Below are 17,879 nucleotides of genomic sequence, written 5' to 3'. Positions count from 1 at the left end.
TATAAAAATAAAAAGCAATTATCTGCAATAATCACTATTCCATTTTTTAAAGAGATAAAAAATGCGTATTTTTGCAACTTAAAATTTCTTAGTAAAGCAATGATAAAAATTACACTTCCAGACCAAAGCGTCAAAGAATTTGAAGGAGAAGTTACTCCTTTAGATGTGGCAAAATCTATAAGCGAAGGATTGGCTAGAAATACCATTTCCGCAGTTGTAAACGGCACACAAGTCGAGATTACCACACCTATTACTACAGATTCTACGGTACAGCTTTTAACATGGAATGATGATTTAGGAAAAAAAGCTTTCTGGCATTCTTCTGCACACCTTTTGGCACAGGCTATTCTGGAATTTTATCCGAATGCTAAGCTTACCATTGGTCCGGCCATCGAAAGCGGATTTTATTATGATGTAGATTTTGGCGATGAGAGTTTATCCGAAAAAGATTTTGAAAAAATTGAAAAGAAAGTTTTAGAGAATGCCAAAAAAGCTTCTACATTCTCATTATATCCTGTTTCTAAAGAAGAGGCATTAAAAACATATGCCGATAATCCTTACAAAGTTGAGCTGATCTCAAATCTTAATGATGGAGAAATCACTTTTGTAACACATGATAATTTCACAGATCTTTGCCGTGGAGGCCACATTCCCAATACCGGAATTGTAAAAGCCGTTAAAATTTTAAATGCTGCAGGAGCATATTGGAGAGGAAATGAAAATAATCCCCAACTTACGAGAGTGTATGGTATTTCTTTCCCAAAACAAAAAGAGCTTACAGAGTATCTGGAAAGATTAGAAGAAGCCAAAAGAAGAGATCACAGAAAACTTGGAAAAGAATTAGGGATTTTTGCTTTTTCTGAAAAAGTAGGTGCAGGTTTACCGCTTTGGCTGCCAAAAGGGACTGCTTTAAGAAAAAAACTTGAAAATTTCCTTACCGCTGCACAGAAAAAAGGCGGATATGAATTTGTAATGACGCCCCATATCGGTGCTAAAGAATTATATGTAACTTCAGGGCACTGGGATAAATACGGTGCAGACAGTTTCCAGCCGATTAAAACCCCAAATGAAGGGGAAGAATTCATGCTGAAACCGATGAATTGCCCTCATCACTGCGAAATTTATAAAACGTCACAATGGAGTTATAGAGATTTGCCGAAACGATATGCAGAATTCGGAACTGTTTACAGATATGAGCAATCGGGAGAGCTTCATGGCTTGACAAGAGTTCGCGGGTTTACTCAGGATGACGCCCACCTTTTCTGTACTCCGGATCAGCTGATGGATGAGTTTAAAAAAACCATTGACCTTGTTCTTTACGTATTTGGTTCATTAGGTTTTGCAGATTTTACCGCTCAGATTTCGTTAAGAGATCCTGAAAATAAAGAAAAATATATCGGTTCTGATGAGAATTGGGAAAAAGCTGAAAACGCAATCGTTACCGCTGCCAAAGAAAAAGGATTGAATACGATCACAGAATATGGAGAGGCTGCTTTCTATGGGCCTAAATTAGACTTTATGGTGAAGGACGCTTTGGGAAGAAAATGGCAGTTAGGTACCATTCAGGTAGACTATAACTTGCCGGAAAGATTCGATCTTACCTACATCGGAAACGATAATGAAAAGCACAGACCGATCATGATTCACAGAGCGCCGTTTGGCTCTATGGAACGTTTTATTGCTATCTTATTAGAAAATACTGCAGGAGATTTCCCATTATGGCTAAGTCCTGATCAGTTTACCATATTGCCGATCAGCGAAAAATATGTAGATTATGCTAAAAAAGTTTCACAATTTTTAGAAAATCACGATATTAGCGGATTAATAGATGACAGAAATGAAAAAACGGGTAAAAAAATCCGGGATGCAGAATTAAAAAAGATACCATTCATGCTGGTTGTAGGAGAAAATGAAGAGCGGGATGGCACAATTTCTGTACGCAGAAGAGGAGAAGGAGATCTTGGAGTGATGAATATGGAAGATTTTGTTTCCTATTTCAAAGAAGCTTCAAAAATATAGAAAATAAGATTCTAAAATCTAAAATATAAGGATTATTTGATTATAGCTTTTATGATTTTAGTTTTTTACATTAAATAGTTATTAACCAATAAAATTATAATACAATAGCACAACGATTTAACAACAGAGGCCCACAAAGACGTCCACCTCAGGAGGACTTACATATGATAAACGACAAGATCCGTGTACGGGAACTTCGTTTAGTAGGCGATAACGTAGAACCGGGAATTTTTCCTATTGACAAGGCAAGACAAATTGCCAAAGAACAGGAACTAGACTTGGTAGTAATTTCAGATAAAGCTGAACCATTCATTGCAAGAATATTAGACTACAAAAAGTTTTTATACGAGCAAAAGAAAAAAACAAAAGAACTTAAAGCAAAACAGATCAAAGTAGTGGTTAAAGAGATCCGTTTCGGACCTCAAACTGATGAACATGATTATGACTTTAAAAAGAAGCATGCCGAAAAGTTCTTGGAAGAAGGCTCGAAATTGAAAACTTACGTATTTTTTAAAGGACGTTCTATTATCTTTAAAGATCAGGGTGAAATTTTACTTTTGAAACTGGCTCAGGAACTGGAACATGTAGGAAAGGTAGATCAGCTTCCTAAACTGGAAGGCAAAAGAATGATTATGATGATGAGTCCTAAAAAACCAGCTAAATAATTCGATAAAAATCCTATTTGGATTAGACTATACAAACCTCAAAAGTATTTTTGAGGTTTTTTTTATTATTAAATAATTATAAATTTATCATAAGGTAAGATTTTGAATATACTTATATACTACTTTTGTTATAAGAATAAGGAATTGCTTATTTAATTAAATTATTAAAACAAATAAAAAACTATGAGTACACTTACTTTAAAAGACGGAACCGAAATTTATTACAAAGACTGGGGAAAAGGTCAACCCATATTTTTTCACCACGGATGGCCCTTGTCCAGCGATGACTGGGATGCACAAATGATATTCTTCTCACAGCAGGGTTTCCGGGTGATTGCCCATGACAGAAGAGGCCACGGAAGATCTTCCCAGACTGCAGAAGGTCACAATATGGATACCTATGCTTCAGACGTTGCAGAATTGGTAACCGCTTTAGATCTGAAAGATGTTATTCACGTAGGTCATTCTACCGGAGGTGGTGAAGTAATCAGATACGTTGCACAACATAGTAAAGGAAGAGCTTCAAAAGCAGTATTAATAAGCGCGGTAACACCGATTATGGTGAAAACCGATCATAATCCGAATGGAGTTCCGTTGTCTGTCTTTGACGAAATCCGTCATTATACTGCAACACAAAGACCGCAGTATTTTGTAGATTTTTCATCTGCATTTTACGGTTACAACAGAGAAGGCGCCAAGGAATCTGAGGGAATTCGCAGAAACTGGTGGAGACAAGGAATGATGGGTGCCATCAATGCACATTATGAGTGCATTAAAGCTTTTTCGGAAACAGATTTTACTGAAGATTTAAAAAATACAGATGTGCCTGTTTTAGTGATGCATGGTGAAGATGATCAGATTGTTCCTTATGAAATTACCGGAGTGGTTGCCGCCAAATTGGTTAAAAACGGAAAATTGATCACTTATCCCGGTTTCCCTCACGGAATGCCAACCACTGAAGCGGAGACGATCAATAAAGATCTTTTGGAATTTTTTAAATCTTAAGTATTTAAACATAAACATTACTGCAGGCAATTTCCTGCAGTTTTTTTATGGATTAACCTTTGAATTGATAAGAATATATTTTCCTTTCACATCTCATATATTTTGTGTAATTTTGCACACTATTATTCCTGAGCAGCTCAGGATCTGAACAAGATATTGATAACAAATACATAAAAAAGCAAAACATGCCAAAATTAAAAACGAAATCAGGTGCTAAAAAGCGTTTTGCTCTTACCGGTTCTGGTAAGATCAAAAGAAAAAATGCTTATAAAAGTCACATCTTAACAAAAAAGGAAACGAAGCAAAAGAGAAATCTTACTACGACTTCTTATGTTGCTAAGGTGGACGAAAAAAGTGTTAAACGTCAATTAGCCATTAAGTAGTTTTTATAATCCAATATTCGGTTTATAAGAATAACAATTCAAAATTTTAACCCTGAAATGGTGCAGCTAAGTGCAATGAAAAAGGTTGCCGCACATTTCAAAAAAACAATTAAATTATGCCAAGATCAGTAAATGCCGTAGCTTCTAGAGCTCGCAGAAAAAAATTAATGAAGCAAGCTAAAGGTTTTTTCGGTAGAAGAAAAAACGTTTGGACTGTTGCTAAAAACGCGGTACAAAAAGCAATGCAATATGCTTACCGTGGAAGAAAAGAGAAAAAGAGAAACTTCAGATCACTTTGGATCATGCGTATCAATGCAGGAGCCAGAGAGCACGGAATGTCTTACTCTCAGTTTATGGGAGCTCTTAAAAAGAACAACATTGAGCTTAACAGAAAAGTTTTAGCTGATTTAGCGATGAACTATCCTGAAGCTTTTAAAGCTGTTGTAGATCAAGTAAAATAATGTAAATTTTTTTGTTATCAATATAATAAATCCCGAGTTTTTTTGCTTGGGATTTTTTTATTATCTACATTTGCTGCACATTAATTATGTAAATAAAATTTAAATAAAAAGTGAAAAAAACGATCATTCTTCTTCTTTCTTTAGTAGCACTCAATGCACAGGCTCAAAGCTTTATTCAGGCATATCAAAACAGAGCCAACCAGGTTTCTCAAACAGATATTACTGCCAATTTACAGGCTTTTGGTAATCTCGGCGTTAAAACTACAGGTTCTGTTGCCAATGCCAATGCTCTAACCTGGATAAAAAATAAATATCTCTCTTACGGATATTCTGTAAGCCAGATGGTAGAAGATCCTTTCACGGTAGGAAGTTCAAATTCAAAAAACCTGATTGTTACCAAAACCGGTACATTATATCCCAATAAATATGTGATTATCTGCGGACACTTTGACAGTATCGTAGGTCCGGGAGTAAGTGATAATGGGAGCGGAACTTCGATTATTCTGGAAGCCGCAAGAATTCTGAAAGATGTTCCTACGGAATATTCTATCAAATTCATCCATTTTTCCGGAGAAGAACAAGGCTTATACGGAAGTACGCATTATGTAAATACCATAGCTTACCAAAGTAATGTAAGACAACTGGATATTAAACTGGTTTTTAATATTGATCAGGTTGGAGGGAAAATAGGTAATAACAATGACACCATTTATTGTGATGAAGATCAAAGTACTCCACTAAGTAACAATGCCGCTTCACAAGCTGTTACTCAGGAACTGGCGACTTGCACGACCCTTTATTCACCTCTTCAGACCGATATAGATCCTGCGTATGCATCTGATTATATTCCTTTTGAGGATAAAGGAGAAGTTATTACAGGTTTTTATGAATACATCAGAAGTAATAATGAGCATACCGTAAATGATACTTTTGCGAATGTAGACCCTGTATACGTTTATAATGTAGGAAAAGCAGCAGTAGGCGCACTTCAGCATTTTGCAGTGGCATCGACTTCGCTTTTAGGAGTTGAGGAAAACGCATTGCATAAACTGGAGTCTGTACAGATATATCCTAATCCTGCAAAAGATGTACTGCATATTGAGTTACCGAAGGAAATTGCCAATTTTAGTTTTGAGATTACTGATTTATCAGGAAGAAGCCTGATTAAAGAAACCAATAAAACCATTATCAATACCAGCAGTCTTGAAAACGGAGCTTATCTTGCTATTTTAAAATCGAGCGATCAAACCGCAGTACGGAAGATTATGATAAAGAAATAAAAAAAGCCCTGTAAAATACAGGGCTTTTTTTAATCTCTTATTTTCTATTTCTATAGTAAACTTTCATAAAAATTCATCAGCTGCTGAGCAATGGGCTCATCATTGAATTTTTGAACAAATGAAAAACCTTTTTCAGCACGTCTTTTTCTTTCCGCTTCATTTTCCCAGAGATATTTTATTTTTGACCGTATATCCAGATGATTTTGCGGATCAATGTATACCGAATCTTTTCCGCCGGCTTCCGGTAGACAGCTTGTATTGCTTGTAACCGCAACCGTTTTTGAAAATAAAGCTTCAATCACCGGGATTCCAAAACCTTCAAAAAAACTTGGATAGACAAAGATATCGGCCAGTTTATAAATAACGGCTAATTCATCCATCGAAACTCCCTCCAGAAAGTGAATCTGTTTTTCTAATTTATTATTCCTGATGTATTGCTCTATTTTGGCGAAATATTTTGTTTTTCGGCCGACAACGACTAAAGGAATTTCAGTTTTGTCAATCGCTTTTACAATATTTAAAAGATTTTTTCTTTCTTCGACGGTTCCTACATTTAAAATAAATCTGTCAGGAAGATTAAACTTTTCTTTTGTTTTCTGAATAAAATCGGCGGTCTGCTCTTCTTTGAAAGCATGATGACAGCCCTGATAAATGACTTCGATTTTATTTTCAGGAATTTTTAAGTAATGTGTAATATCTTTTTTCGTCTGCTCAGAAATAGCAATAATTTTATCGGCAGTTTGTGCGGCTTTTTTAAATTTCCAGAAATGTATCTTTCGGTCAAAAAAAGAATAATACTGCGGAAACCTCAAAAAAATAAGATCATGGATCGTAACTACTTTTTTAATTGAGCCTGTACTCCATTTTAAGGGTAATTCACCCGATAATCCGTGGAAAATATCCACATTTTCTCTCTGGGCATCCTTCCCCATTGTAAACTGTCGGGAAAATTTTCCTTTTGAAGTTTCAATAAAATAAACCTGGGAATTTTCCAAGATCGAGTTTCCTCTTTCGGACTTATTTTTATTCAGTAAAATATATTCATTTTCCGGAAAATATTCAACGAGAATTCTTACCAAATCCCTCGAATAGTTTCCAAGTCCGGAAGCATTATGAAAAAAACGTTTGGCATCAAAGGCGATCTTCATGCTCAGGTTTTATGATATTTTGTGTAAGCTGCTTTCTCTTCCAATGTTCGGATTTATCACTGTACAGAAAAAATTTACCTAATTTATATTTAAACTGCATACATTGATCATAATGGGGTTTCATAAACCGATGCGGAATATCAGGATTTTCCTGAAGGCATTCTTTGATAGAATCCGTATAAACAGTAGGTCCTGTTGTTTTGTGAACGTTATGCGGATACGGATTTTTTTTAATATTATCCAAGACATTCTCTAAAGTCCTTTGAAGAAAAGGATGTCCGGCTTCATACACCAAACCCCACTGTACATAATAGGTTGGAGGAATTTCATCCGTTACAAGCGCTGAATCATCTTCCCGGATAAATTCACGTAGAGGCTTAATTAATCCGCTGTCAATATCCAGATAAATACCTCCTTTTTTATACAGAATAGCATAACGGAAAAAATCTGCTTTGGCAGCTCCAATCGTTAAGCGGTTATAGGATTTTATATATTCAGGAGGAAATTCTTCTTTTAAAAATGCCTGAATTCTTTCATCATCATAAAAATGATATTCGTATTCAGGGTTTTTTTTTCGCATTCTGCTGATATGAAACCTCGTAAGCCAAGGCAGCTTATCATTTTTAAACGTCTGGAATATTTGTTTGGGAATGGCCATCAGTTTTATTTAAACAGCGACGTTGTTTTCTCTTAATGCATCATTCAAAGATGTTTTTTTATCTGTAGACTCTTTTCTCTGGCCTATAATCAAGGCACATGGAACCTGAAATTCTCCGGCAGGATATTGTTTGGTATAACTTCCCGGAATAACAACTGAACGCGCAGGAACTCGACCTTTGATTTCTACAGGCTGATCTCCGGTTACGTCAATAATTTTTGTGGATGCCGTTAAAACAACATTCGCTCCCAAAACCGCTTCTTTCTCAACATGAACGCCCTCTACAACAATACATCTTGACCCGATAAAGCAATCGTCTTCAATGATAACAGGTGCAGCCTGTAAAGGTTCTAAAACACCTCCAATTCCTACGCCGCCGCTCAGGTGAACATTTTTACCGATTTGCGCGCAGCTTCCTACTGTTGCCCAAGTATCAACCATGGTTCCGGAATCTACGTACGCTCCAATGTTAACGTATGAAGGCATTAAAATAACTCCTGAAGCTATAAAAGAACCTTCTCTTGCAATAGCATGGGGTACAACACGAACTCCTTTTTCAGCATAGTTTCTTTTTAAAGGAATTTTATCATGAAACTCAAACGGTCCTACTTCAATCGTTTCCATAGTCTGGATCGGAAAATACATGACAACCGCTTTTTTTACCCATTCATTCACTTTCCATCCATTTTCTGCGGGCTCAGCAACACGTAATTCTCCTGAATCTAAAAGTGAAACCACTTCTCTGATCGCGGCTTTACTGTCTTCGTTTTGTAATAATTCTCGGTGATCCCAAATGTTTTCAATAGTATGTTGTAAAGACATGTTTTCGTTTTAATCGTTAATAATTATACGGCCAAATATACAAAAAAGTTCAGCAAACCTTATTTTACTTAGCACTCTATATCGGATAATGTAGTCAGTTATTTAAAGAATCCGTTGTGCATGAAGATACGTCTTATTCCAGTATTTCTCATTAAGTGAAGATATAATCACACCTTTTGTAGTAGAAGCATGGATGAATCTGATCTCACCATCATTTTCTATTTGAAAGACAATTCCTACATGGGAAACACGGCTTCCTCCTGAAGTAGCGAAAAATAAAAGATCACCGGGCTTTACTTCTTCTACATCAATGCTTTTCCCTGCATTGGCCTGATCTGCAGACCTTCTGGGTAAAACCAGATCATTTTCCTGAAAAACTTTTACGGTAAATCCTGAGCAGTCAAAGCCTGAAGAAGTATTGCCACCGAATTTATAGGGAGCACCTAAATAGTGTTCCGCATCTTTTAAAATATTTTTTACAGGGCCTGAAATTTTACCATCAAATTTTGAATCTAATTTTCTGAGGTTTTCCGCTTTGATATTTATTGTAGATGAAGATTTTTGTGTTGAGACTTTTTTTGCGCTTCCACATGAAATAATGACAAAGAACAAAATAATACATGACGAAATTCTACCTGCAACAGAAAATTTCTTGTTAATAAAATTATGCGTAAAAGCTTTTGTAATCATAATTACAGAATTGAATTACAAATATATAATTTTTTTGATGAATATACATAAACTATACTACAACTATATATTAATTATAATATAATAATATAAAAATAGTTTTATATTTGTAAAATAATCGGTCAAATGGCGACATACGAAAGTTTCTTAAAAATAAATGGATCTGTAGGAGATCTGGTATTCTACACTTTGAATGGTAAAAATATAGTCCGAAAGAAAAGCGGCTTTAATAAATCTGCTTTTAAAAAAAATCCTGCGTATGAAAAAGTACGTCAGAACAGCTCTGAATTTGGCCACTGTTCAAAAATTGGAAAGTTGATACGGCAATCTATTAAGAATTTCATTATATACGCCGAAGATCCCCTACTCTATCAAAAGTTTGCAAAACTGATGACTGAAATTAAGGATCTGGATTTTATTTCTGAACGTGGCAAAAGAACCGTGAAAAATGGGATAGATACCGAAAAAGGGAAATCAGCTTTAAGAAATTTCTGCTTTGGAAAAATAGACAATATTTCTGTTAGTACAAAAGTTGTTTTGAATTTATGGGATAACAGTTTATTTTTAAGTGAAGCTATGACAGATGAAATTGTCATCACGACGATAAAAATTGATTTCGATCGGTATTCTACGGAAACTTATGAGCAGATCATCCAAATGGAAAAGCAAAAGAATGAACTGGTTTTTACCAAATGCTTTACCGATGATCATTCTATACTTCATTTTATCACTCTGAAGAAAGACGGCGAAATTATACAAATGGGATTTGCATAATGCATAAAAAAACCTGCAAATTTTACGTTGCAGGTCTTAGTTTTATAAAAATTTTGTATTATTTATTTTTCATTCCGGTCCACGTTCCGGTTCTTGTAGGAGCAGGAACTGCATTCGTCCAGCTTCCATCGCCTTTTTTATCAGCCAAGGTTCCTGTAAACTGACCATCCGAAGGTAAACCAAGATCAGCAGTAAGCTGTCCTGAAGCATCTAATCTTCCTGAAATATTGTAGTTTTCATTATTAACATCAGAATGCATTGTTCCTGTAACTTTACCATCATTTGCAACCACAAAATTCCAAGCTCCTTTATCTGTCCCTGAATACGTTCCGGACCAGGTTCCGATATAATCATAAATGGTGTCATCATCTGAGCTGCATCCAATTAATGAAAAAGTAGTTAGCAAAAGTAAAAAAAGTTTCTTCATAGCTTTTAATATGGTTTGACAAAGTTTTTATTCCTGTGGAGAATACGGGGATCGAACCCGTCACCTTTAGACTGCCAGTCTAACGCTCTAGCCAGATGAGCTAATTCCCCCATTATTGGTAATCCTCAGCAAATATAATGTTTTATAGGTATTAACAAAATAAAAATTTATCATTTTGAAACAAATTTTTAAGAATATATTAAAAAACGTATGCTGAGCAAGCATACGTTTTTAATAATTCCATTAAATGATGTTTACTTCCAGCCTCCTCCTAAAGCCTGATATAAATCTACGGCCGCTTTCATTTTACTGTATTGCGCATTAGAAATATTGAGTTCTGCATTGAGAGAGCTTACATTGGCATTCAAGACTTCAAGATAATTTGCCATCCCATAATTGACCAGTTCCTGAGAGTATTCCACCGAATTTTTGTAGGCATTCAATTCTTTCGTTTTAAGATCAATAAAAGAATCCTGCACAGAAAATATTCTGATTGCATCAGACACTTCTTTTCCGGCGGTGAGAACCGCTTTTCTAAAATTAAGATAAGCCGTTTCCTGATTGGCCAGACTTACTTCATAATTAGTCCTGATCTGTCTTTTATTCAGAATCGGTTGTGCCAATCCTCCTACCACACTTGCAAATAATGAATTGATGCTGAATAAATGATCAATATCAAGCGACTGAATACCACCGTTTCCGGTAATTCTCAATGTAGGATAAAATTGCGCTTTTGCAGAATTAGTGAGCTCAAAAGCATTCATCAGATTATATTCTGCCTGCATTACATCGGGCCGGTTGGCCAATAACTGAGCCGGATATCCCAGCTTTAGATCTATCGGAATCTGCTGGTTTTCTAATGTTGATCTTTCAATCGCATGAGAAGGTTCTCCCATCAGTAAACTCATCGTATTTTCAAGAAGCTGGATCTGAGTATCAATGTCAATCAGTAAAGATTGTGCGTTATATACAAGTGCTTCACTTTGCTGAACAGCAACTTCCGTAAGTGTACCTGCACCTTTTAACGCTTTGGTGGTTTCCAGATTTTTCTTTCGGATGTCAATTGTTTCCTGGATAATCCTTTTTTGGTCATCAAATGTTAACAGCTGATAATAAGAAGATGCTACAGATGCCACCAAATCACTTTTCACTGCTTTATGGGCGGCAACGGTTCCTAAATAATTGGCAAGCTGGGCTTTCTGCTGGGACTTTAATTTTCCCCATAAATCAGGTTCCCAACCGATACTTGCTGTTACATCAAGCTGATTGATGTAGCGTCTTGATCCGAACAGCTGTCCGGTTTGCGTATTTAAAGACTGCGTTTGAAAAGTATATCCAGGTCCTACAGTAAGCGTAGGTTGGTAAGCTGCTCTGCTTTGTTTCAGATAAGCCTCTGCAGAAGTAATGCTCTGAAGCGCAATTCTGATGTCTAAATTATTATTTAGCGCTGTAGTAATATGCTTCTGGAGAATAGGGTCTGTGAATATTTCTTTCCAGGAGACATTGGCAATATTGGCCGTGTCCTGCGGAAGCATATCGGTACGGAAAAGTTTTTCGTCTACAACCTGGTTTGGCCTTTCATATTCTTTTCTTACCATACAGGATGATAAAATCGCCAGTGTGCATACTGAAAATACGGTTCCTTTAATTATAATTGATAATTTCTTCATTATTTAAAATCTTAAAGATTCCTATTCGGCTAAATTGATGTCTTCTTGTTTCAGGGGTTTTACTTTTTCCTGCAAAGTCTGGAAAATCACATACAAAACCGGAATGACAAATACACCCAAAATAGTACCTATTAACAAGCCTATTGCGGCTCCTGTTGCGATTGATCTGTTACCGACCGCTCCGATTCCGCTGGCTAAAACCAATGGTAGAAGCCCGAAAATAAAGGCTAAAGAAGTCATTAAAATAGGTCTTAACCTTGCTTTTGCAGCGTTAATGGCGGATGTCGCGATACTTTCCCCGTGATGACGCCGCTGAACAGCGAATTCTACAATCAAAATGGCATTTTTAGCCAAAAGACCTACCAACATGATCAGTGCAATCTGGAAGTAAATATTATTTTCCAGACCCATGATTTTCTGTCCGAAATATGCTCCCATTACCCCAAGCGGAAGTGAAATGACTACAACCAGAGGCAAAATATAACTTTCATACTGAGCAGAAAGGATAAAATATACAAATACCAGACTTAAGGCAAAAATAAGCAAGGTTTGAGATCCTGAATTCAGTTCTTCTCTTGTCAACCCTGTAAATTCAACATCATAGTTCTGGTTCAGGGATTCTTTTGCCACTTGCTGCACCGCTGTGATTGCATCTCCCGAACTGTAACCCGGAGAGTTGGCTCCTGTTAATTTTACGGAAGTAAATAAGTTATACCTGCTCACCGACTGCGGTCCGTATGCTTTGGTAAGTGTGACAAATTGTGAAATCGGGGACATTACACCAGAACCGGTTTTTACGTATAATTCATTAAGATTATCAATATTCTGTCTGGATTCCGGGAGTGCCTGAACCATAACCCTGAACTGTTTTCCGTATTTTGTAAAATCGGCTGTATAAACCCCTCCAATATATCCCTGCATGGTACTCAAAATATCTGAAACCGAAACTCCGAGCTGCTTTGCAAGAGGAACATTGATTTCCATTTGATATTGCGGATATTTGGTATTGAATGAAGTCTGCGCAAACTCAATTTCTGGTCTTTCCATCAATTTTCCAATGAAACCTTGTGCTACATTGTCAAAATCTGCGTAATCACCGCCGGATTTATCCAATAAAACCATTTCAAAACCTGCACTGTTACCAAATCCCGGAACACTCGGTGGCTGAAAAAACACAATTTTGGCATCGGGAACTTTTGCTGAAATTCCAAACAGTTTTTTGGTAATATCTTCAGACGTCAAACCGTCTTTTTTTCTATCTTCAAACGGTTTCAGCTTTACAAAAGCTAGACCGTTGTTGCTTCCATTTCCTGATAAAAACCCTCTACCGGTAGAAATCGTTACATTCTGAATTCCAGGGATCTTCAAAGCATTTGCCTGAAGTGTTTTCAGGGCATTATATGTTCTTTCCATGGAGGCTCCCGGAGGAAGCTGTACATCGGTAAAAATAATACCACGGTCTTCGGTGGGCACAAAACCTTTTTTCATCGTAGAACTTGCCCAGAATAAAATACCGCCGGTAACCGCAAAAATAATAAGGGTTACCCATTTATGTTTCAGAAGGAAATTAAATCCTCTTCCATATCGTTCTGTGGTCGTTTTAAAGGCAATATTAAATTTGTAGAAAAACTTCTGAATAAAATTTTTATTCTTATAATCTTCATGATGTTCTTCATGTGGCTTTAAAAACAGTGAACATAAAACCGGGCTCAATGTCAATGCATTAATGGCAGAAATAATGATTGCAATAATTAAAGTAATCCCGAACTGCTGATAAAAAACTCCGGTTGGGCCTGTAATAAAGGTTACCGGAATAAATACTGCCGCCATCACCAAAGTAATCGAAATAATAGCACCGGTGATTTCATCCATTGCTTCAACCGTTGCTTTCTTTGCATTGGAGATGCCGTTTTCCATTTTGGCATGTACTGCCTCGACGACGACGATCGCATCATCCACTACAATACCGATGGCTAAAACCAATGCAAAAAGTGTCAGTAAGTTTAATGAATATCCAAACAGATTCAGGAAGAAAAATGCTCCTACAATAGATACGGGCACCGCAATGGCAGGAATTAAGGTAGATCTGAAATCCTGAAGGAAAATATACACTACGATAAATACAAGAATAAATGCTTCAATCAAAGTATGGATTACTTTTTCAATAGAAGCTTCCAGGAACTCGTTGGTATCAAAGTTAAAGGTGTATTTCACGCCTTCCGGAAATGTGCCTTCCGCAGATTTAAGATATGTTTTAATATTTTTAATAATTTCCTGCGCATTAGAACCCGGTGTCTGGAAAATACCCATACTGATCGACGGATAATTGCCGTTTTCACCCACTCCCGAATACGATTGGCCGGCTAATTCAACTTTTGCTACATCTTTTAACATTAAGTTTTGTCCGTTTCCTAAAGCTTTTATGACAATATTGTCATACTGCTCTTTTTCATTGAATTTTCCGACATATTTAATGATATATTCAAAAGAACTTCCGCTGTTTTGTCCTATAGAACCTGCCGCTGCTTCCCTGCTCTGTTCATTGATTGCTGCAGTTACATCATTTGGAGTGAGCTCGTATGCCGCCATTTTTGCAGGATCCAGCCAGATTCTCATAGAATAATTTTTTCCACCGAAAACATTGGCATCACCTACTCCATTTACCCTTTTCAGGTTTGGGATGACATTGATATTTAAAAAATTCTGAAGATATACATCATCCAAATCTTTATTTTCTGAATAAAAAGACATGTACATCAATGCACTGGTCTGCTGTTTCTGAGTAACTACCCCGGAACGGGTCACCTCGCTCGGAAGCAAAGGGGAAGCTCTTGTTACACGGTTCTGAACATTTACCGCAGCAATATCAGGATCAATTCCCTGCTTAAAAAACACCTGAATATTGGCAGAGCCGTCGTTTCCGGCAGAAGAAGTGATATAATCCATCCCTTCAACTCCGTTGATCTGCTCTTCCAAAGGAACCACCACACTTTTCATTACGGTTTCCGCATTGGCTCCGGTGTAGCTTGCAGATACACTTACAGTAGGCGGTGCAATATCCGGATATTGAGTTACGGGAAGAGAAATAAGCCCCAAAACCCCGAGAATTACAATAAGTATTGATATAACGGTTGATAAAACCGGTCTGTTAATAAAGTTTTTTATCATTAGAATTTCGGTTTTATAGATTGAACAAGGCTGTCAAATTTTACAGGCTGCGGTTTTATTGCTGTACCTGTTTTCAGGCCTCCGATTCCTGCAGCAACAATTTTATCACCTTTTTTAACGCCTGATTTTACAAGCGCCATATTATCAATTCTGTCGATGATATCAACTACGACATTTTTGGCGGTATCTTTTTCTACTTTATATACGTAAACAATACCCTGCTGTTCATACGTTGCACTTTCGGGAACCACCAAAACCTGATCAAAGTTTTTAGGAAACCTGATACTTCCGCTGTTTCCGTTGCTCAGAAGTTTCTGAGGGTTTGAGAATCCTACCCTAAACTGTATCGTCCCCGTTAAAGGATCAATGGAACCTGTAATGGCTTCAATTCTCCCTTTTTCTGGATAGATACTTCCGTTTGCCAATTGCAATTCTACCATCGGAAGATTTTTAATTTTTTCAGGAACAGATGCACCTTCAGATTTTTCAAGGAAGTTAAAGTATTCTTTTTCATTCATAGAAAAATAGGCAAAGATCTGTGAAGTGTCTGAAATAGTCGTTAAAGGAGTCTGATCTGTAGGCCCTACCAAACTTCCTACTTTAAGAGGCAATTTGCCAATCACCCCGGAAATTGGTGCACGGATTACAGAATAATCTATATTTGCGGCAACGCCTTTATAATCTGCAGAAGCCTGTTGTTTTGCGGCGATAGCCTGCTGCACCTGAGCTTTTGCTTTAGAAAGATTCGCCTGCGCAGTCTGCAGCTGAATATCACTGATGATATTTTTGGCAACAAGCGGTTTTAATTTATTGACTTCTACCTGTGCGGCATTTACCGAAGCCTGTGCGGCAGCAATATTTGATTCTGCAGCGCCAATTCCGGCTTTTGCAGCGGCGGCTGTTTCATTTAAGGTATTGGTTTCCAGACGGAATAACGGCTGCCCTTTGGTAACGTACTGCCCTTCATCTACCAAAACCTGGGTAATATACCCCTGAATTTTTGCTCTTACATCATTATTCACTCTGCCTTCGATACTTGCAGGAAAGGTATCGTATCCCACTATATTTTTATTTTCTACCGATACTACAGGATAGGGTTTTGGGCCATCTTGTTTCGGAGCTTCTTTTTTACAGGCAGTAAGAGAGATTGCCGCAATAGAAAACAGTATAAGCTTATTTGTCATGTTATAATTTATTAAGAGATTCTTGAATATTGATAATACTTTTATGTAAAAGAGATTGGTATACTTCCATTTTTTTTTCTTCATGATCATTATGAATTTTGCGGAAGTTTTTCAGATCATCTAACAGCTTAAGTTCGTCTTTCATTTTCTGTACTATTTTTTCAAACCTGATTTTTTTATAATCGTCATTGGCAAAAAAATAACGTTTTCTTTCATCCATTTTATTAACGTCGATAATCAGCTGAGAACTTAACAGCAATGATATGCTTGTAGAGACCGAACTTTTGCTTGCCGAGAAAACCTCGACAAATTCATCAAACGGTATTCCAATTTTTTCAAAATCAAAAATCAGATACGAATATATTTTGGAAGCCAACGGTGGAATATTAAGCATGGAGCTGTAAAACTTTACGGCATCCTGAAAAATTTTCTCATCAACTTCTATACTTTTGGTCATGCAGTAAATTTTTAACAAAAGTATAACTTAGTTCGGAACCAAACGAACAAAGATGATAGAGTTTATAAATAATTGATTTTTGAAAGCCTCAATAATAAAACGTTATGATTACATCAGCACTTTCTCAAAAGCCTTTCTCACGCCACCCTGCAAATATACTTCACCACAATACGTATAGCCTTTGGATTCAAGAATTTTCAACATGGCTGTATTATCATAATTGGTATCTACTTTTATGCTTGAAACATGTTCTGATTTTACAAAATCTTCGATATAATCAAAGAGTTTTTTTACCAGCCCCTGTCCGGCAAACTGTTCTGAAACGGCCACTCTGTGAATAACCACAAATTCTCCGTTGGTAAGCCATGCTCCTTCTATGGTGCTGTAGGCCGGTTCATCATTAAAAATCAAAGCAACATACACAGCAATGGTATCATCTATGGTTAGAACATATCCAAATTTTTTTTCAATATCACTTTCGACCGTACTGAGATTAGGATATCCATTCTGCCATTGTGAACTTCCGTCAAGCCTTCTTCTTTCGATCGATTGCTGTATGATTTTCCAGATAGCATCTCTGTCTTCTTTTTCTGCTTTTCTAAAATGTATTTCCGGTGACTTCATTACAAATAAATGATTATGATTGATTGAGTAAACTTTATCTTAAATAAATTAAGAATCTAAATTGATTATTAGAATCTACAATAAAAAACCGAAAACTAATAAGGATTAATTTTCGGTTTCGAAGTAGTAAAATTTAAAATTATGAAATAGTTTTTATTGATTCTGATTTTCCTGAAGATAAGCGTCTATAATTTCAAACGCTTTTTTTTCGTCCTGTAAATCAACCATTACTTTCAGCGACGTTGCAGTAGGCGTTGTCGTAAAAGTAAGATAATTGTTTTCTACATCGTTTGTAATCTGCGCATCTTCCAGTTTGGATTTGATCAGCTGAATTTCTGCCGGTTTATCACTTTCAAAAACTGATACTCTCGTTTGTCTTTCCATATTGTATTCATTTGAGTATTTAAATATAAGAAGATTTTTCTGAAATTACAAATCAGAATA

General features: G+C 36.5%; 18 protein-coding genes and 1 tRNA gene. 7 read left to right on the top strand and 12 right to left on the bottom strand.

Annotated elements, in window-relative coordinates; genetic code table 11:
- Positions 1-99: 99 nt before the first annotated feature.
- The 6 genes from thrS to N0B16_RS04400 all read left to right on the top strand — a co-directional run bounded on the left by thrS (position 100) and on the right by N0B16_RS04400 (position 5,813).
- The gene (gene thrS / locus N0B16_RS04425; protein ID WP_262989517.1) at positions 100-2,019 is read left to right on the top strand and encodes a threonine--tRNA ligase; all 1,920 of its coding nucleotides are present in this window, start codon (positions 100-102) and stop codon (positions 2,017-2,019) included.
- A 164-nt stretch (positions 2,020-2,183) separates the two neighbouring features.
- Positions 2,184-2,684, top strand: coding sequence for a translation initiation factor IF-3 (gene infC, locus N0B16_RS04420; RefSeq protein WP_115596428.1), 501 nt, complete (start codon positions 2,184-2,186; stop codon positions 2,682-2,684).
- A gap of 183 nt (positions 2,685-2,867) precedes the next feature.
- Positions 2,868-3,689, top strand: a complete 822-nt coding sequence (locus N0B16_RS04415; protein WP_262989516.1) for an alpha/beta fold hydrolase — start codon at positions 2,868-2,870, stop codon at positions 3,687-3,689.
- A gap of 185 nt (positions 3,690-3,874) precedes the next feature.
- Entirely contained in the window at positions 3,875-4,072 is a 198-nt protein-coding gene (gene rpmI / locus N0B16_RS04410) for a 50S ribosomal protein L35 (protein WP_027385360.1), read from the top strand.
- A 116-nt stretch (positions 4,073-4,188) separates the two neighbouring features.
- Positions 4,189-4,533, top strand: a complete 345-nt coding sequence (rplT, locus tag N0B16_RS04405; RefSeq protein ID WP_047444038.1) for a 50S ribosomal protein L20 — start codon at positions 4,189-4,191, stop codon at positions 4,531-4,533.
- Positions 4,534-4,643: 110 nt separating this feature from the next.
- Positions 4,644-5,813 (top strand): M28 family peptidase, encoded by a 1,170-nt coding sequence (locus N0B16_RS04400; protein ID WP_262989515.1) that lies wholly within the window; start codon positions 4,644-4,646, stop codon positions 5,811-5,813.
- Positions 5,814-5,863: 50 nt separating this feature from the next.
- Here N0B16_RS04400 and N0B16_RS04395 read toward each other — a convergent pair whose 3' ends face one another.
- From N0B16_RS04395 to N0B16_RS04380, 4 genes are all read right to left on the bottom strand, one after another.
- Positions 5,864-6,961 (bottom strand): glycosyltransferase family 4 protein, encoded by a 1,098-nt coding sequence (locus N0B16_RS04395; protein WP_262989513.1) that lies wholly within the window; start codon positions 6,959-6,961, stop codon positions 5,864-5,866.
- Complete coding sequence (locus tag N0B16_RS04390) at positions 6,945-7,619, bottom strand: glycosyltransferase family 32 protein (protein WP_262989512.1); 675 nt, start codon at positions 7,617-7,619, stop codon at positions 6,945-6,947. The genes N0B16_RS04395 and N0B16_RS04390 overlap by 17 nt, the downstream gene beginning before the upstream one ends.
- Before the next feature lie 9 nt (positions 7,620-7,628).
- Positions 7,629-8,441 (bottom strand): 2,3,4,5-tetrahydropyridine-2,6-dicarboxylate N-succinyltransferase, encoded by an 813-nt coding sequence (locus N0B16_RS04385; protein WP_262989511.1) that lies wholly within the window; start codon positions 8,439-8,441, stop codon positions 7,629-7,631.
- 102 nt (positions 8,442-8,543) lie between these two features.
- Positions 8,544-9,131: a C40 family peptidase gene (locus tag N0B16_RS04380; RefSeq protein WP_262989510.1), complete on the bottom strand. Its 588-nt coding sequence runs from the start codon at positions 9,129-9,131 to the stop codon at positions 8,544-8,546.
- A gap of 126 nt (positions 9,132-9,257) precedes the next feature.
- Here N0B16_RS04380 and N0B16_RS04375 point away from each other — a divergent pair, with 126 nt between their 5' ends.
- Positions 9,258-9,905: a hypothetical protein gene (locus N0B16_RS04375; RefSeq protein WP_262989509.1), complete on the top strand. Its 648-nt coding sequence runs from the start codon at positions 9,258-9,260 to the stop codon at positions 9,903-9,905.
- A 58-nt stretch (positions 9,906-9,963) separates the two neighbouring features.
- Here N0B16_RS04375 and N0B16_RS04370 read toward each other — a convergent pair whose 3' ends face one another.
- From N0B16_RS04370 to N0B16_RS04335, 8 genes are all read right to left on the bottom strand, one after another.
- Entirely contained in the window at positions 9,964-10,332 is a 369-nt protein-coding gene (locus tag N0B16_RS04370) for a hypothetical protein (protein WP_262989508.1), read from the bottom strand.
- A gap of 36 nt (positions 10,333-10,368) precedes the next feature.
- Positions 10,369-10,442: transfer RNA gene (locus N0B16_RS04365), tRNA-Ala, on the bottom strand.
- A gap of 144 nt (positions 10,443-10,586) precedes the next feature.
- Positions 10,587-12,002 carry an efflux transporter outer membrane subunit gene (locus N0B16_RS04360; RefSeq protein WP_262989507.1) on the bottom strand — a complete coding sequence of 472 codons (1,416 nt, stop codon included), beginning with the start codon at positions 12,000-12,002 and terminating at the stop codon, positions 10,587-10,589.
- Positions 12,003-12,023: 21 nt separating this feature from the next.
- Entirely contained in the window at positions 12,024-15,170 is a 3,147-nt protein-coding gene (locus N0B16_RS04355) for an efflux RND transporter permease subunit (RefSeq protein WP_262989506.1), read from the bottom strand.
- Positions 15,170-16,354 carry an efflux RND transporter periplasmic adaptor subunit gene (locus N0B16_RS04350; RefSeq protein ID WP_262989505.1) on the bottom strand — a complete coding sequence of 395 codons (1,185 nt, stop codon included), beginning with the start codon at positions 16,352-16,354 and terminating at the stop codon, positions 15,170-15,172. Before N0B16_RS04350 ends, N0B16_RS04355 begins: the two co-directional genes overlap by 1 nt.
- A 1-nt stretch (position 16,355) precedes the next feature.
- Complete coding sequence (locus N0B16_RS04345; RefSeq protein ID WP_262989504.1) at positions 16,356-16,811, bottom strand: transcriptional regulator; 456 nt, start codon at positions 16,809-16,811, stop codon at positions 16,356-16,358.
- 108 nt (positions 16,812-16,919) lie between these two features.
- Complete coding sequence (locus N0B16_RS04340; protein ID WP_262989503.1) at positions 16,920-17,435, bottom strand: GNAT family N-acetyltransferase; 516 nt, start codon at positions 17,433-17,435, stop codon at positions 16,920-16,922.
- Between the two features lie 153 nt (positions 17,436-17,588).
- On the bottom strand, positions 17,589-17,819 hold the full coding sequence (locus N0B16_RS04335) for a DUF2007 domain-containing protein (RefSeq protein WP_262989502.1): 231 nt from the start codon (positions 17,817-17,819) through the stop codon (positions 17,589-17,591).
- Between the last annotated feature and the right edge of the window lie 60 nt (positions 17,820-17,879).

The sequence above is a fragment of the Chryseobacterium gilvum genome (assembly GCF_025628965.1).
In the GTDB taxonomy this organism is placed as follows: Bacteria; Bacteroidota; Bacteroidia; order Flavobacteriales; family Weeksellaceae; genus Chryseobacterium; species Chryseobacterium gilvum.
This window is presented reverse-complemented; position numbering and strand designations above follow the sequence as displayed.

Bases quoted from the DNA above. Each gene is read 5' to 3' on its own strand.
- N0B16_RS04390 (WP_262989512.1), bottom strand. From the start codon at position 7,619: ATGGCCATTCCCAAACAAATATTCCAGACGTTTAAAAATGATAAGCTG.
- N0B16_RS04375 (WP_262989509.1), top strand. From the start codon at position 9,258: ATGGCGACATACGAAAGTTTCTTAAAAATAAATGGATCTGTAGGAGAT.
- N0B16_RS04370 (WP_262989508.1), bottom strand. From the start codon at position 10,332: ATGAAGAAACTTTTTTTACTTTTGCTAACTACTTTTTCATTAATTGGA.
- N0B16_RS04380 (WP_262989510.1), bottom strand. From the start codon at position 9,131: ATGATTACAAAAGCTTTTACGCATAATTTTATTAACAAGAAATTTTCT.
- infC (WP_115596428.1), top strand. From the start codon at position 2,184: ATGATAAACGACAAGATCCGTGTACGGGAACTTCGTTTAGTAGGCGAT.
- N0B16_RS04360 (WP_262989507.1), bottom strand. From the start codon at position 12,002: ATGAAGAAATTATCAATTATAATTAAAGGAACCGTATTTTCAGTATGC.
- N0B16_RS04395 (WP_262989513.1), bottom strand. From the start codon at position 6,961: ATGAAGATCGCCTTTGATGCCAAACGTTTTTTTCATAATGCTTCCGGA.
- rpmI (WP_027385360.1), top strand. From the start codon at position 3,875: ATGCCAAAATTAAAAACGAAATCAGGTGCTAAAAAGCGTTTTGCTCTT.
- rplT (WP_047444038.1), top strand. From the start codon at position 4,189: ATGCCAAGATCAGTAAATGCCGTAGCTTCTAGAGCTCGCAGAAAAAAA.
- N0B16_RS04350 (WP_262989505.1), bottom strand. From the start codon at position 16,354: ATGACAAATAAGCTTATACTGTTTTCTATTGCGGCAATCTCTCTTACT.
- thrS (WP_262989517.1), top strand. From the start codon at position 100: ATGATAAAAATTACACTTCCAGACCAAAGCGTCAAAGAATTTGAAGGA.
- N0B16_RS04355 (WP_262989506.1), bottom strand. From the start codon at position 15,170: ATGATAAAAAACTTTATTAACAGACCGGTTTTATCAACCGTTATATCA.
- N0B16_RS04345 (WP_262989504.1), bottom strand. From the start codon at position 16,811: ATGACCAAAAGTATAGAAGTTGATGAGAAAATTTTTCAGGATGCCGTA.
- N0B16_RS04415 (WP_262989516.1), top strand. From the start codon at position 2,868: ATGAGTACACTTACTTTAAAAGACGGAACCGAAATTTATTACAAAGAC.
- N0B16_RS04385 (WP_262989511.1), bottom strand. From the start codon at position 8,441: ATGTCTTTACAACATACTATTGAAAACATTTGGGATCACCGAGAATTA.
- N0B16_RS04335 (WP_262989502.1), bottom strand. From the start codon at position 17,819: ATGGAAAGACAAACGAGAGTATCAGTTTTTGAAAGTGATAAACCGGCA.
- N0B16_RS04340 (WP_262989503.1), bottom strand. From the start codon at position 17,435: ATGAAGTCACCGGAAATACATTTTAGAAAAGCAGAAAAAGAAGACAGA.